The 15,240-nt window shown below is 61.8% G+C and carries 9 protein-coding genes; 5 read left to right on the top strand and 4 right to left on the bottom strand.

Annotation, left to right across the window (positions count from 1 at the left end; all coding sequences use genetic code 11):
- Positions 1-194 precede the first annotated feature (194 nt).
- The 4 genes from HHL24_RS19020 to HHL24_RS19035 form a co-directional block, all read right to left on the bottom strand.
- Positions 195-1,136 carry an aldo/keto reductase gene (locus HHL24_RS19020; protein WP_169486968.1) on the bottom strand — a complete coding sequence of 314 codons (942 nt, stop codon included), beginning with the start codon at positions 1,134-1,136 and terminating at the stop codon, positions 195-197.
- A gap of 343 nt (positions 1,137-1,479) precedes the next feature.
- The gene (locus HHL24_RS19025) at positions 1,480-2,574 is read right to left on the bottom strand and encodes a phosphoserine transaminase (RefSeq protein ID WP_169486969.1); all 1,095 of its coding nucleotides are present in this window, start codon (positions 2,572-2,574) and stop codon (positions 1,480-1,482) included.
- Between the two features lie 26 nt (positions 2,575-2,600).
- Positions 2,601-3,842 carry an ATP-grasp domain-containing protein gene (locus HHL24_RS19030; protein ID WP_169486970.1) on the bottom strand — a complete coding sequence of 414 codons (1,242 nt, stop codon included), beginning with the start codon at positions 3,840-3,842 and terminating at the stop codon, positions 2,601-2,603.
- 414 nt (positions 3,843-4,256) lie between these two features.
- Complete coding sequence (locus HHL24_RS19035) at positions 4,257-6,119, bottom strand: tetratricopeptide repeat protein (protein ID WP_169486971.1); 1,863 nt, start codon at positions 6,117-6,119, stop codon at positions 4,257-4,259.
- Positions 6,120-6,665: 546 nt separating this feature from the next.
- Between HHL24_RS19035 and HHL24_RS19040 the strand changes: the two genes are divergently transcribed.
- From HHL24_RS19040 to HHL24_RS19060, 5 genes are all read left to right on the top strand, one after another.
- Positions 6,666-8,537 (top strand): flagellin N-terminal helical domain-containing protein, encoded by a 1,872-nt coding sequence (locus HHL24_RS19040; RefSeq protein WP_169486972.1) that lies wholly within the window; start codon positions 6,666-6,668, stop codon positions 8,535-8,537.
- A 217-nt stretch (positions 8,538-8,754) separates the two neighbouring features.
- The gene (gene fliD, locus HHL24_RS19045; RefSeq protein ID WP_169486973.1) at positions 8,755-11,136 is read left to right on the top strand and encodes a flagellar filament capping protein FliD; all 2,382 of its coding nucleotides are present in this window, start codon (positions 8,755-8,757) and stop codon (positions 11,134-11,136) included.
- Positions 11,137-11,182: 46 nt separating this feature from the next.
- Entirely contained in the window at positions 11,183-11,617 is a 435-nt protein-coding gene (gene fliS, locus HHL24_RS19050; protein WP_169486974.1) for a flagellar export chaperone FliS, read from the top strand.
- A gap of 6 nt (positions 11,618-11,623) precedes the next feature.
- Positions 11,624-11,971, top strand: a complete 348-nt coding sequence (locus HHL24_RS19055; protein ID WP_169486975.1) for a flagellar protein FliT — start codon at positions 11,624-11,626, stop codon at positions 11,969-11,971.
- Between the two features lie 190 nt (positions 11,972-12,161).
- Complete coding sequence (locus HHL24_RS19060) at positions 12,162-15,146, top strand: O-linked N-acetylglucosamine transferase family protein (RefSeq protein WP_169486976.1); 2,985 nt, start codon at positions 12,162-12,164, stop codon at positions 15,144-15,146.
- The last annotated feature ends 94 nt before the right edge of the window (positions 15,147-15,240 follow it).

Genomic DNA, 15,240 nt, shown 5'->3' on the forward strand with positions numbered 1-15,240 from the left:
AAAAGAGAGGTGGGGAGTTCACCGCGGAACGCGGACAGACGTAATGCCGAAGCCGCGTCTGTTGCCATTTCGCCAACCTTTCATCAATGAAAAACATTGACGAAACAGGCAAAGATCTCAATTCACTCCCGATGATATCAGGAAACTCTCCATCCTACCAGGGGTTTAGCGACCGCGCCAGGTCTCCTGCGCGATCAGGCGCTCGCCTCATCCAGTTCGCGGATATCGTCGCCGGTCAACATCAGGTGGACGGCGGCGGCCAAGCTCTTGAGCTGGTCGACCGAGGTCGCGCTGGCAATTGGGGCCGTTACACTCGGACGAGCAATCAACCATGCCAGTGCGACGGTGGCCGGCGTGCTGCCGTGCCGCTCGGCGACCCGGTCGAGCGCGTCCAGAATCCGCAATCCGCGCTCGTTCAGATACTTCTCGACCCGGCTGCCGCGCGCCTTGTTGGCCAGATCCGCTCGTGAGCGGTATTTGCCGGACAGAAAGCCGCTTGCAAGACTGTAATACACCACCACGCCGAGCTGATTGGCGAGCGCCACCGGTTCGATGTCACGCTCATACTCCGCGCGGTCGTACAAGTTGTACTCCGGCTGCAGCAATTGATATTCGGGCAGCCCGTGCTGACGGGACACGGCGAGCGCCTCCTCGACGCGCACGCCACTGTAGTTCGACGCGCCGATCACCCGCACCTTGCCTGCCTCGATCAGCTTCTGATATGCGCCGAGGGTTTCGGCCAGCGGCGTTTCGGTGTCGTCGTCGTGGGAAAAATAGACGTCGATGTAATCAGTTTGCAGGCGTCGCAGCGAGTCTTCGACCGCTGCCTGAATGTTGGCCGCTGACAGTCCCTTGCGCTGCGGATGCTTGGCGACTTTGGTGGCGAGCACAATCCTGTCGCGTTTGCCGCTGCGGCGGAACCACTTGCCGAGGATGGTTTCCGATTCGCCGCCCTGATTGCCCGGCACCCATGCTGAATACACATCCGCTGTGTCGATGAAGTCGAGACCCGCGTCGACGAACGCATCGAGGATCGCAAACGAGGTCGCCTCATCGGCGGTCCAGCCAAATACATTGCCGCCGAACATCAGCGGCGCAACCTGTAATTCCGAATGACCAATACGGCGCTTTTGCACAATTCCTCCACGGTTTTTTGCCAGAGAGAAACAGAGAATACGCCGTCTCGCTAGTCCCTGCAGCGCGACGCCAGGACAATCCTACGGCTTTTCGGCGAAGAGCCTCAACTCGAAAGCCAGTCGGCCGGCCGCCGCACCGCCTCGTTGTACAGTCGGCCGGGCTCGTGCGCCCGTTCGCTGCGACGGGCTGTTCCCGCAGCAACCGGACGGTGTGCCTGCCAAGATTCCCGTCAAGCCACTAACTCGTCGAGCGTCCTGATCAGGTCGTAGACGATTGAAATCCGGAATTGCAGCGTGCGACGAACCTGGGGAGACACGACTGCCAGCCGCCCCTTGTTGGCGCTCACACGCGTTGCAGACTAAATTCCGTCAGGGCATTCGTGAGGATATCGACCGCCTCCTCCGTAACGGCGTTATATAGCGACGCCCGCAACCCTCCAATCGAACGATGGCCCTCCAGTCCAACGATCCCTTGTTCCCGCGCCGTCTCGACAAATGCATCGTCGAGTCGCGCATCGCCAAACGTAAACGCCACGTTCATCTGCGAGCGCCACGGGCGATCCGCGTGGATCGTCACCGCATCGCCCAAAGCGTCCAGTGTTTCGTATAACCGCTTCGCCTTTCTTTCGTTGATGCTTTGCATCGAATGCAAACCGCCAATCTCGAAGCGCAGCCAACGCGTAATCAACGTCATGACATAGATCGCGAATACGGGCGGCGTGTTGTAGTTTGAGCCATGTGACACGTGCGTGCGAAGGTCAAGAATGGCCGGCAGACCATCCGGAATCCGTTCGAGAAGAGACCGTTTGATGATCGCGACCGTCACCCCTGCAGGACCCAGGTTCTTCTGGGCATGGGCATACATCATCGAGAATAAATCTGGCCGGAACGGCTTCGACAGAAAATCGGACGACATATCCGCAATAAGCGGCACGGGCATCTCATCTTCACAATTAGGAAATTGCAAGCCCTCCACGGTCTCGTTCGACACGTAGTGCAGATAAGCAGCCGACCTCGACACATCCAGCGCCTGGAGGTCAGGCAGTTGCCGATAGCCCGTCGCGCGACCATCCCACGCGACCTTTCTCGCGGTCACTTTGGCCGCTTCCGAGGTCGCCCGACCGCTCCAATAGCCGGACGTCACGTATTCTGGCGGTGCGCTGGCCTGCGTAGCGAAATTCATTGGAATCATCGCGAACTGCAGACTGCTGCCACCCTGCAGAAATGTGACCGCGTAGTCATCGGAAATGCCGAGCAGGCTGCGCAGGTTCTGTTCTACTTCATTCAGTATCGACAGGAACCAGTCCGATCGATGGCTCATGCCGAGCACCGATATGCCCGTCTCCGGCAGACGCGCAACGGCCTCACGGGTTTGCTCCAGCACGGTTTCCGGAAGCGCACCGGGACCACCGGAAAAATTCAATGTGTTGGATTTCATGGTTCGTGGACAAGCCTTCGGTTGAATTAACATGAGCCCGCTGCCGCGCGGCGCAGCATCTGGTGAAATGCGTCGAAGACCCGACGCATTTGCGAGGCCTTATAAGGAAACGTGTCTGGATCGTCCATGTCATGCACGACCATCGCGGTGGCAATCTCGAAGATGAGCAGACGGCCATCGCTCGTTTCAGCGCAGTCGAATCCTACGTAGTCCAGATCAGTCGTTTCAGCAATCATGCGAAGCGCTTCGCGGTGACGCACAGCAAAGTCGGAATCGAAGCTTGCCATCAGGTTCGCCTCCTCCTCCCTGCGCTCAGGGTGCGCAATCATCTCGACGTACGGGTAGTGGACCATCCATTCGCGCGAAATCCCCATATGGCACACGAAAGGCGCCCCCTCAATCATCACGATCCGGTACTTACGGAACAAGCCGTCCGCGCTGCTGTAGTCGATAAAAGGCGCGACGTAATATTCCTGAACGTCCGTGCCGTTCACATAACGTGCAAGGTCAAGCCCGTCAGACACTTTCACCAACCCTTGTCCGGCGTGCGAGCCCACTGGCCTCACAATGAACGGGTAGTGTCCGTCTAGCACATCGGACAGATCGAACGTACCTGACGCGGCTTCGAGAATCCGCTCGCGGGACAGCCGCACGGTGTGCGCCATGCAAATCCCGGGAACCTTGCCCAGCAGCGCATAGGCAGCGTCACGCGTTGTGTGCGAAATGCGCTCGGGCCGGTTCAGCACACGGCAATCAGCGCGACGGGTTAGCGCTGCAATTCGAGCGAGCGGGTCAGCGTTTTCATCCAACGCGCACGCCGCGACGAGAATGACATCGTGTTCCGGCAAACTCGCGTCCTGAGGCAAATCTCCATCAACGTACAACACGTCGACCTGAAGATCGGCGCTCTCAACCAGGCATTCAAACGGCGTATTCGCCATGAGATCGCCAGGGGATTTGAGCACGAGCACCTTTACCGGCGCCTCGGCCGAGCGCGCACTCTTTAGCCGGTAATGCCTGCGCATTTGAAGTGCCAGGTTTTGAACGGTGAGTGCGGACGCTTTCTGGTATTTGAGTTGCAGCACCAGGGACAATTCGAGTAGGGCGTACGGATCCTCATAGCGCTGGCTATGCGCGAGCAAGCGCTCCCCGAGCGGCGTGAGATCATTTCCCGCCGTCGCTGCTCTGAGCAAAGCGGCCAGACCCAACGGCTGATAAGCCGGTGGGTGCCCTGCCTCCGCAGTGAGCGGTGTTTGAACAGGATTCATGGATGAGACGCTTCGATAAAGTGATACACGGTGAGAGGAGTTAGCTTCACGTGCGTTTTCTTACGCACGGTTCAGTCAAGCCGCGCTGGACGGGCAAGCGTGAGGGCACGAGCGTCCCCAGTGGTCTCGCCCACATAACCTACTTCCTCGCAGAACCATCCTTCGGGCATCGTCGCCGTTGACGTTGCATCTGCTTGATTCGCGTGAGGCGGGACACGAGTCGATGTGCTGGCAACCAAGGACAACTTCAGGCGGTTGATGGGCGACATGTCTATGTCCTGTCGTAGAAAAATAGTCCGGCATAAGCGGAGCCACGAAGCTGCCTGCGCGGAGACTTCAAATCGAGCCCCCAACGTAGGTTACTGGAACCGGACGGAACACAAAGAAGGAACAGAGGACGAAATAACCGCCTATTCATGCGAACTGCGCGACTCGTAACGAAAGCTCGTCGCGCACTCGCTTGATCACACTGCCCCAGTCATGCGCTGCCGTCTGGCGAAAAAGCCGCGCACTCGGGTACCAGTGCGTGTCGGCGCGATCGTGCATCCAGCGCCAATCCGGAAAGTGCGGCAGCAGAATCCACACCGGGCGCGCGAGTGCCCCCGCCAGATGAGCGATCGAAGTGTCGACCGAGATCACCAGGTCGAGTTGTTCGAGCAATGCCGCCGTATCGGCAAAGTCCTCCAATTGGGCACCAAACGAGATGACGCCGGCATGCCGCTCCAACACCGCGCGATCCGCGTCGCGGATCTCCGGCTGCGGGATCACCCAGTCAATGCCCGGTAAGTCAAAGCAGGTTTCGAAAGCTGCGAGCGGAATCGAGCGCAGTGCGTCGTTCTTGAACTGCGGATTGCCGGCCGATGCAAGACCAACCCGCAATCGTCCCGTCGCGCTGCGGGCCGCAAGCCGCTCGCTCCAGAGCGCTCGCCGCTCCGCGGGGGCGCGAAGATAGCCGGTCGGCTCACGGGTGGTGTCAAGCGCCGTCCGGAGTACGCGCGGCAGACTGAGCAGCAAGCATTGATGGTCGCCATCGGGTCGCGCGTCGCCGCGCGCAACGACTTCGACACCCCAGTCCCGGCTCACTTCGTCGAACAATGGCCGCAGCGGCGGTTGAACCTCGAGGATCACGCGCTGCGCGAGAGCCGCCACCTGCGGCGCATAACGCGCGAACTGGATCGTGTCGCCGAGGCCCTGTTCGGCAATCAGCAGAATCGTCTTTTCGGCGAGCGGCTCTTCGCCGGACCAACAGGACGGCAGAGTTTCGAGCAGCCGCTGCCCTTCGCGCTTGCCATACGCACGCCAGCCTCCCGAATAGTCGCCTCGACGCAGCAGCAGGCCCGCCTCGTCGAGCCAGGCCTTATCCCAGTCAGGACGCACGCGACGGGCCGCCTGAAGGCACGCCAGCGCAGCGTCGTCCGCACGCATCATCGCCAGCGTGTTACCCATATGCCGCAGAGCAGTCGCTCGGTTCGGCTCGAGTTCCAGCGCACGTTCGAACCAGGGCAGCGCTTGCGCGAGTTGACAGCCTTTGGCCCATGCCAGTCCAATCGACTCGCAAATAGCGGACGTGGATAAAGCGTGGACCGGCAAACACGGAAAGCTGAGCGGCGCCGGCGGCGTGAGAGTCTGCGCCGCGGCGTCAGCGTCCTGCTGCGTGCGTTCCGAAAGCGCCAGGGCGCGCGACAGCCCCTCCAACGCGGCCATGGGCCGGCCGAGTTCAATAAATATTTCGCCAATGCCATAGTGCGCCCATGCCAATGACGGTTCGAGCATGGCCGCGCGTTGGTAGGCGGTGAGCGCGTCGACTGGTCGGAGCAGCGCAGCCAATGCATCGCCGCGCGCGGCGTGGGCGCATGCGTCGTCGCCATTGCCCGCGACGGCATTGTCCGCTTGCGCCAGCGCTTCTTTCGGCGCATCAAGCGCAAGGAGCGTGCGCGAATAAGCGAGTTGGAGTCGCGACGCTACCGGGGGATTGTCCACGCCAGATGCATCCGCGGATGCATCGTCCCCCACAACGGCTTCGAACTGCTCACGCGCCGCGGCATGTTCGCCAGCGGCCGAAAGCGAAAGCGCGAGCCGCGCCTGCAAGCCGGGCAACGCCGGTGCGGCAATATGTGCCGCCTTTAAAAGAGTGGCGGCGTCCGCATGGCGGCATTGGGCATCGAGGATCGCGGCGAGCCGCGACAATGCGGACGCGCTCGCGTGCGCGTCGGCGTATGCATCGACTTCCAGACCGGGATGCAGGCCGGCGCACATTCGACAAAGCGGGTCAGTCATAAGCGTAATCAAAGGTAATGACAAGTGAATGCCGTCATTCTTAATCAGGTCGATGGGCGGCAATGGTCGAAACAGCGGGTTAAGTTAGGGCTAACTTGGGGAATCGCCGTTTTGCTGCACTGCAGCATCGAATTACACGCGGACCGGTTCGGCGGGGGCTGAACGAGGCGATGACGCGAGCGGCCACGTCTTCGCGTAGATGCACGGGTGCAGCGCCAAGGCGGCCGGCAACCCTTCGCGCGAGCGAAAACCGATTCGGGAGGGGCGCCCCCGTCGCAGTACCCGACCCAACCGGCAGCGAACGCGCGCTAATGGTGCGGTCTGGCCGTTCCGCTGGCTGGTCTGACTGACGATGGAGTGGCTTTCACTCAAGAATCAAGCGCGTTCGGAAAGGTGAAACGTTGTCGCGCTCACTATCAGTACTAAAGATTTCGAGAACCTATCCGATAACCCATTTAACGACGGCGAATTGACATCGCGATGCACGGCCGTACGTTACGGCGGACTTGCCGAAATGTGCAAACTATTGAATCTAGGAGCAATTGAATGACTACGGTTATCAATACCAACATTGCGTCGCAAATTGCGCAGAACTATTTGCAGAACAACCAGGCTGCGGTAACCACCGCGATCACCCAGTTGTCGTCGGGTCTCTCGATCAACAGCGCAGCGGACAACCCCGCCGGCCAAGCGATCGCCACCACGCTGCAAGCGCAGATCAACGGCCAGACCGTTGCCCAGCAGAACGCGAGCAACGGCATCTCGCTCGCGCAAACCGGCCAAAGCGCACTCACGCAAATCACGAACAACCTGCAGACGATCCGTCAGCTGGCCGTGCAGGCATCGAACGCGTCGAATTCGGCTGCGAACCGCGCGGCGCTGAACCAGGAAGTCCAGCAGTCGCTTGCGCAGATCAACACGATCGCGCAGACCACGAGCTTCAACGGCCAGAACCTGCTTGACGGCTCGTTTGGCACGCAGAACTTCCAGGTCGGCGCGAACGCCGGCCAGACGATCGGGGTGAACCTGAGCCAGGGCGCGAAGACCTCGCAAATTGGCCAGACCTCAAACACCACGTTCTCGCTGCAAGGCCTGACAACCGGCGGCCTCTCGGCCGAAGCGCTGAACATCTCCCTGGGCGGATCGCCTGCCGTCACGGTCGGCACCCCCGTGGCGGGCAGCGGCAACCCTGGTCAGAGTTCAGACAGCGCGTACGCCGCAGCAACAGCGATCAACAATACGGACATCACCGGCCTCACGGCTAGCGCGACGAACACGCAGACTGCGACGTTCACCAGCATCGCCAACGGCAGCACCACTGCAGCCACCGAAACCTTCAACCTGACGATCAACGGCACCAATGTGTTCGGCTCGGCAGGTGTTTCGATCGCCGCCGGCGGCTCGGTGGGCGCAACGACCGTGCTCAACGCGATCAACGCTGCGTCGGGCACCACCGGTGTGACGGCGTCGCTCGCCGCTGACGGCAAGACGTTCACCTTCAACGCAGCGGACGGTAGCAACATCTCGATCAGCCAGGGCACCACCGGCGCTGACATTGCAGGCGGCCTGAGCAATACGGCGCAGAAGATCAATAGCGCCACCGCCAACGGCACCCTTTCCGCGCTGGTTGCGACCACCGGCGGCAGCGCCGAATCGACGGGCACGCTGTATGGTTCCGTCACGCTGTCATCGGCCAGCTCGATCTCGCTTTCCGGCAAGGGTGCGGACGACATCGCGGCGCAAACTGACAACTCCACGAACACCGCCGACAATCTGCAAACGATCCAGACGTACACGGCAACGGCTACACCGGCCGACGCCACTGCAGGTACCCTGAATATTTCCGGCGGGAACCTCGGCGCCAACGTGGCGATCACCGTCCACGCAAACGATACGGCAACGACGATCTCCCAAAGCATCAACGCGAACGCGAAACTGCAAGCTGCAGGCATCAGCGCGAGCGTGAACACGCAAGGTGAGCTGGTCTTGACTGACAGCCAGGCCACGCCGGGCTCGAACCTCACGATCTCGGACGGCGGCGGTTCTGTGTCGGGTCTGTCCGGCGGCGGCGTCCAGCAAAACAGCTACGTCGCTTCGGCGAGCGGCTCGCTTGCAGACGCCAACGTACTGACGGTGGCAGGCGCACAACAGACGATCGAGACCGTGGATGCTGCGCTGAACCAGGTCAGCACGCTTCAAGGCCAGCTGGGCGCCGTGCAGAACCGCTTCACGTCGATTATTTCGAACCTGACCTCGTCGGTGCAAAACGCTCAGTCGACGCAGTCGTCGATCGAGGACACGAACTACGCCGCGGCAACGTCGTCGCTCTCGCGTGCCCAAGTGCTGTCGCAAGCTGCTCAAGCGATGGTCGCGCAAGCGAACCAGTTGCCGCAGCAGGTTCTGAAGCTGCTCCAGTAAGGCAACATAGCAATCCAGCAGTAACCTCGTAGTACAAGGCCGGCGCTCTCGCGCCGGCCGGTTTTGGAGGCGGCGTTTTTGCGGCCCTCTCGCAGCGTTTTCGCGCCGCCCCCAAAACCGACGCACCTCCGGCGCGACGCGCGCCCCGCGCCCACGCGCTGGCGATGCTTGCAGCGAGTAAGGCGCGACGCACCACACTAGAAGGCACAGGCTACTTATGTCCACCCCGATTTCTGCGACTGGCAGCACGGCAACGACCGCCACCACGGGCACAGGCACGTCGGCGACGACGAGTAACGCGACGGTGCCGTCCGCGTCGTCGATCATCTCGTCGGCCGCGCTCGGCATCGGCACTACGGTGCCGATCAGCCAGGTGCTGACGGGCCTGATGCAGGTCGAGAGCATTCCGCTCACCCAGTTGCAAAATCAGGTGACCGGCGTGAACACCGAGATCTCGGCGTACGGCCAGCTGAACTCGGCACTCTCTACATTCCAGCAGTCGCTCGCGGCGCTGACGAGGCCGACCGAATTCAACTCGTACACTGCCACGTCCAGCAATACGGCCGCAGTCACCGCGAGCGCCGTCATCGGCGTGCAGGCCGGCACCTATACGGTCAACACGACGCAGTTGGCGCAGGCGCAATCGCTTGCCACGGCCGGCCAGGCCAGCCTGAACACGAGCCTCACGTCGGGCAGCGCCACGTCGACGGTCACCATCGCGTTCGGCACACAGAACGGTTCGACCTTTACGCAAAACGCGGCGCAACCGGGTGGCAGCATCACGATCAACAGCGGCAACAACACGCTGGCGGGCCTGCGCGACGCCATCAACAGCGCCAACCTCGGCGTCACGGCGACGATCGTCAACGACGGCAGCAACACCCCATACCATTTGGTGCTGACTTCGAATCAGACCGGCGCCAATGAAAGCATGCAGGTATCGGTGCAAGGCGACTCCGGTCTGGCTTCCATGTTGACCTACCCGCCGGGCACAGGCGATACGATGACGCAGACCGTCAAGGCCCAGGACGCCAACCTGACGGTCAACGGTCTGTCGCTCACCAGCTCGTCGAATTCGGTCGGCACCGCCGTGCCGGGGCTGACGCTGAACCTCCAGCAGACAGGAACGTCGACGGTCTCGGTAGCCGCCAATACGAGCTCGGTCCAGACCGACATCGACAACTTCGTGTCAGCCTACAACACGCTGCACAGCACGATCGGCCAACTGACCGCCTACAATCCGGGTGGCACCAACGGCCCCCTGATCGGCGACGCCACCACCATGCAGATCCAGAACCAGCTGCAAACGGTGCTCGCCAGCGGCTTGACCGGAACGGGAAGCGGCTACTCGTCTCTCGCCGCCGTCGGAATCGGGCTCGACTCCGACGGCACGCTGTCGGTCGACGATACGGCGCTGTCGCAAGCCCTGCAAAGCAACCCGAGCCAGTTCTCCGCGCTGTTCGGCACGGCCGGTGCGGCGACGAACAGCAATGTCACGTTCCTGGTCGGCGGCACCAACACGCAGCCGGGCTCGTACGCCGTCAACATCACGCAACCCGCGACGAACGGGACGTTCGCCGGCTCGTCGACGCCGACCTACGACACGGCGACCGGCTCGATTGCGTTGAGCGGCTCGACCACGATCGCATCCGGAACCAGCATGACGGTGACGATCAACGGCACGCAACAGACCGTCAATTTGACGCCACTCACCAACGCCACTCCAGCCGCCGTTGCGGCGCAACTGCAATCGGATTTCAGTAGCGCTGGCTTGACAGCCACCGTTACGCAGAACAACGGCGTGTTGAGCGTGACGCCGCCGTCCGGCCAGACGATCTCGATCGCGGACGGCACGAGCAACGGCGCAACGCAGCTCTTTGGCGGTAGCATCAGTCAAGCCAACTCGACCACCATCCCCACTGGCGGCATGTCGCTCGCGGTGGCGGTGGACGGATCCCCGGCCAGCATCACGGTTCCCCAGGGAATCTACACGTCGTCGCAACTCGCGACGGCACTGCAGACAGCCATCAACACCAACAGCACGCTGCAGCAGGCGGGCGTGTCGGTGAATGTGACGCAAGCCAACGGCATCTTGAGCATCGCCTCGGCAAGTTACGGCTCGACTTCGTCGGTCAACATTTCCGGTTCGGGCGCCACGCAACTGTTCGGGGGTTCGGCCACGTCCACGAGCGGATTCAACGTGGCCGGGACTATTAACGGCGTTACGGCGACCGGAAGTGGTCAAATACTGACGGCGGGTAACAGCGGTCCCACGGCAGGGCTGATGATCCAGGTGACAGGCAACGCCACCGGAGCGCTCGGTAACGTGAACTATTCGCAAGGCTTCGCATCGCTTCTCAACTCGATCGTGACAAGTGCGACCGCGCCGACGAGCGGTTCGATTGCTAGTGCGACCAACACCTTGAACACCCAGGTCACCTCGCTGCAGACCCAGGAAACCAGCTTACAGACCTACATTTCGCAGGTGCAGCAGCAGTACACCACGCAGTTCGCTGCATTGAACGCCATAGTAGTGCAGATGCAATCGACCGCAAGCTTCCTGCAGTTGACGTTCAACCCGCCGACGTCAGCCTCCTGAGGACGTTCGTCATGCAGGGCCCGCTAATATAAGGAAGGGAGCAATCATGTATTCGCCTCAAAAATTCGGCGCAGATAGCTACGCGCGCATCGGTGTGGAAAGCGGCGTACTAGGCGCGAGCCCTTACGAACTCGTCGCTCAGCTTTTCGAAGGGGCGCGTCGCGCCGTCCGCATGAGCCGTTTGCATATGCTTAACGGCAACATCGCCGAGAAAGGCAGGTTGATATCGCATGCAATCGTGATCATCGGCGGCGGCTTGCAGCAAGGGTTGAATCTCGAGAAAGGCGGCGAACTCGCGCAACGCCTCGACGGTCTTTACGAATATATGAAGCGTCGCTTGCTCGAAGCCAATCTGAACAATGACCCGGCACGGCTTGAGGAAGTCGACAATCTGCTCGGTACGATCGAGGACGGTTGGAAAGGCATCAAAGATCAGGTCGCCAGTGCCGCATCGCCGGCCCGCGTGTCGACCTCGAGGTGACGGAATATGGATGCTCCCAGCACGCATGAGCAGTTGTTCCAGCGCTATGAGACCATCGCGCACCTGTCGGACAACATGTTGAAGGCAGCCCGACAAGACGACTGGGATAGGGTCATCGCGTTGCAACAACACTATTCCGCCCTCGTCGATACGCTTCGGCCAGTACATGGCCGCTTCTCGTTCGACGTATCACAGCGGGCACGCCTCGACGCGCTGCTTCGCCGCATTCTTTCGGACGAGACAGAGGTGCGCGAGCGTGTGGCGCCGCGGCTTGCGCGTCTTTCCGCGCTGATTGCAAGTAATCGGCAATCCCTGGCCCTGCACAACACGTACGGGCTGCCGCGCTACGGTTGACCTGAGCGCCGGGAGCCAACGCTTAGTCCTTCCCGCGAACAGAAGCCAATTTGCGGTTCATTTTGCGGCGTCTACACATGCCGCCGCCATATACACTGCGGCCTAAACTGCGCTCGCACAGCATGCGCTTGTTCCCGCTTGCACCCAGTCCTTGAGCGAAGCGGACCCCACAGCACCATGGCGGACACAAATGAATGTGAAGACTTCCGACGATTGTATTGGCGTACTTACCAATCACCCGTCGTCAAATCAATTTGTTGTAATCGGCTACAAAGACGGCGCCGTTTCCGCCATTCCCAAAGACTTGTTCCGCAATGCGCGCGATGAGGCTGTGGAGGTGGACTCGCTGCAGATCGGTCGCTGCTCCATGCTTGGCGCCGGTTCGATCGTCAAATGCGGCGAGGGCGCTCAACGGCTGGTGATCGGCAAGCACGTCGCCGGTGGATTGCGGCTGCGCTTCTTGCTGAGCGATCCGCAAAGCACGCACACCCTGTGCGCCGTACCGTTCGGGCCGCCGGGCTTTCGCATCGACGATGCGCCCGCGCCGAACTATCCGGACACCGTCATCCACCACGACGTGTCGATCGGCGATGAGGCGATGCTCCTCGGCGGCAGCGTCATTAAAAGCGGGTGTGTGATCGGCGCGCGATCCGTCGTGCCGCCGCACTTTCTCGGCGAGCCTTACGGCATCTACGAAGGATCGCCGGCCCGCCTCACGGGCTTCCGTTTCTCCGAGAGAGTACGCGAGAAGTTGCTCCAACTCGCTTGGTGGGACATGCCGCTGGACTGGCTCAAGCAGCACCGCAAGGCATTTCTGATTGATCTGGCCGCGGACGAGGGGCGCGCACTTGACGTGCTGGCCGAGCTGCAACAGGCGAAGGACGACGCCATGCGGGCAGCGCACGCGACCGCGAGTCCCCTCGCCGAAGCACCCCAGCCCGATTCGAACGCCGGCGAGGTGCGCTACGCTGCACCCGCTGCTCAGCTGGACGATCCTGGCACCGCCGACCCTGCCTCCGCGGATGCGTTGACTGCGGATCAGGCCGAAGCGCTGGTGAGCGAGTTCATCGCCACGCTGAACGCGCTGTCCACGCTGGGGCAACATCAGCAGGCCGAAGCCGTCGCCAGGCAGATGACGGCGATTTTCCCGACGCTCGGTTTCGGCTGGAAGGCGCTGGGCGAGGCGCTTCAGCAGCAAGGACTCGTCGATCAGGCGCTCGCCCCACTCCAGCGAGCATCCGAGCTATCGCCCCGCGATCACGCAGCCGCAAGCCCCGAGGCACCGCATCCCGAGGCGACACCCACGCCAGCCCCGGCACCCGACGCGTCCGAAACGGTCGTCGCCCCGAGGGCACGCAAGCAGGCGGCTGCCGCGCCGCAAATGACCGAAACCAAACGGCTGGCGGCGCTGTTCAATAGCGGTCGCATGGCCGAGGCCGCCGCCTTCGCACAAAGCGTAGCCAATCGCTACCCACGCCATCCACTTGGCTGGAAAATGCTGGGTCTCGCCTTGCGCGCGCAAGGGCAGGCAGGCGAGGCCACGGACCGTTTGCGCAAAGCCATCGAACTGGCGCCCGAAGACCACGAAGTCATGCTAGTGCTAGCGGAATTGCTGAAGGAACAGGGCCGTGTCGCCGAAGCTGAACAAGCATACCGGCGCCTGATCGCGTTGAAGCCGGAGCACGCGCTGGCGCACAACATGCTCGGCCAGACCCTATACTGGCAGTTTCGCTTGGGCGAAGCGGAGGCGGTCTTTCGGCGCACACTCGAATTCGCTCCCGGCAACGCAAAAACGCTCAACGATCTCGGCCTGATGCTGCAGCTGCAAGGTCGACTTGCCGAAGCCGTGGACACCTTCCACCGCGCTCTGGCGATCGACCCCGACTACGACACGGCGCGCAGTAACCTCCTGTTCTGCCTGTCCCACAGTGAGGACGTGGATCCGGACGATTTGGCGAAACAGCATCGCGCTTTTGGCGAACGCCTGGAGCGCAAGCTCCCTGCGCAGCACAAGCGCCACACCAACTCGCAGGATCCGCAGCGCACCTTACGAGTTGGCTTTGTCTCGGGGGATTTATTTGAACATGCGGTGGCCTCGTTCCTCGAGCCTCTGCTCGTGGACCTGGCGCGCGATCCTGGCCTGGCGCTGTACGCGTACTATAACCACTCAATCGTCGACGACGTCTCAGTGCGACTGCGTTCGCACTTCCACAACTGGGCTTCCGTGTACCGCATGAGCGACACCGCGCTAGCGGACCAGATCCGAGCCGACGGCATCGACATCCTGATCGACCTGTCCGGCCATACGGGGCGAAATCGGCTGCAGACCTTCGCGCGCAAGCCGGCGCCGATCCAGGTCAGCTGGCTGGGCTACCCCGCTACGACGGGGATGCGCACCATGGACTATTTTTTTGGCGACCGTTTTCTCGTGCCCCCCGGCGAGGCCGAAAATCAATTCGTCGAGAAAATGGTCTACCTGCCCGCGCCAGCGCCCTTCGCCCCCGCAGAGGTGGCACCGCCTACCAACCGCCTGCCTGCCCTCGCCAATGGGTATATCACATTCGGCAGCTTTAACCGGATGAACAAGCTGCGCCCGGAGGTCATCAAGCTGTGGGCACAAGTGCTGCACGCAGTGCCGACAGCACGCATGCTGATCGCGGGAGTAGCCGAGGATGGCTACAACAAGCTCGTCGACTGGTTCGAGCAGGAGGGCATCGACCGCACTCGCCTGGAATCGCGCCCTCGCCTGCAAATGCGTGGTTATTTGCAGCATCACCATGCCGTCGACATCTGCCTCGACGCATTTCCCTATGCGGGCGCAACGACAACTTTGCATGCCGCCTGGATGGGTGTGCCAACGCTCACGCTCCCTGGCCGATCCGCTGCTAGCCGCGGCGGTGCAGTGACCATGTCACACCTGGCGCTGGAGGGGTTCATTGCATCTGACCCAACCGACTTCGTCGAAAAAGCTGTCGACTGGGCGAACAATCTTTCCACGCTTGCCGAGTTGCGCGCGCGCATGCGTGAGCGTTGCGCGCACTCGGCTTACTTCCTGCCGGGCGTCATCGCCGAGGGAATGTCACGCGCACTGCGCCTGATGTGGCAACGGTGGACGGAAGGCAAGCCTCCCGTGGCCTTCGATTCCTCGTTGCCGCTGGGACAAGAAGTGCTCTGACGGTGCGCCTGTGGCAACGTTCTTGCCATGCGATCGACCGCTGCCGGCACCCGCCTTGGCTAACCTGAATTGACCCAAATTCACCCATCTGATC

This window comes from Paraburkholderia polaris (genome assembly GCF_012927345.1).
GTDB classification, from domain to species: domain Bacteria; phylum Pseudomonadota; class Gammaproteobacteria; order Burkholderiales; family Burkholderiaceae; genus Paraburkholderia; species Paraburkholderia polaris.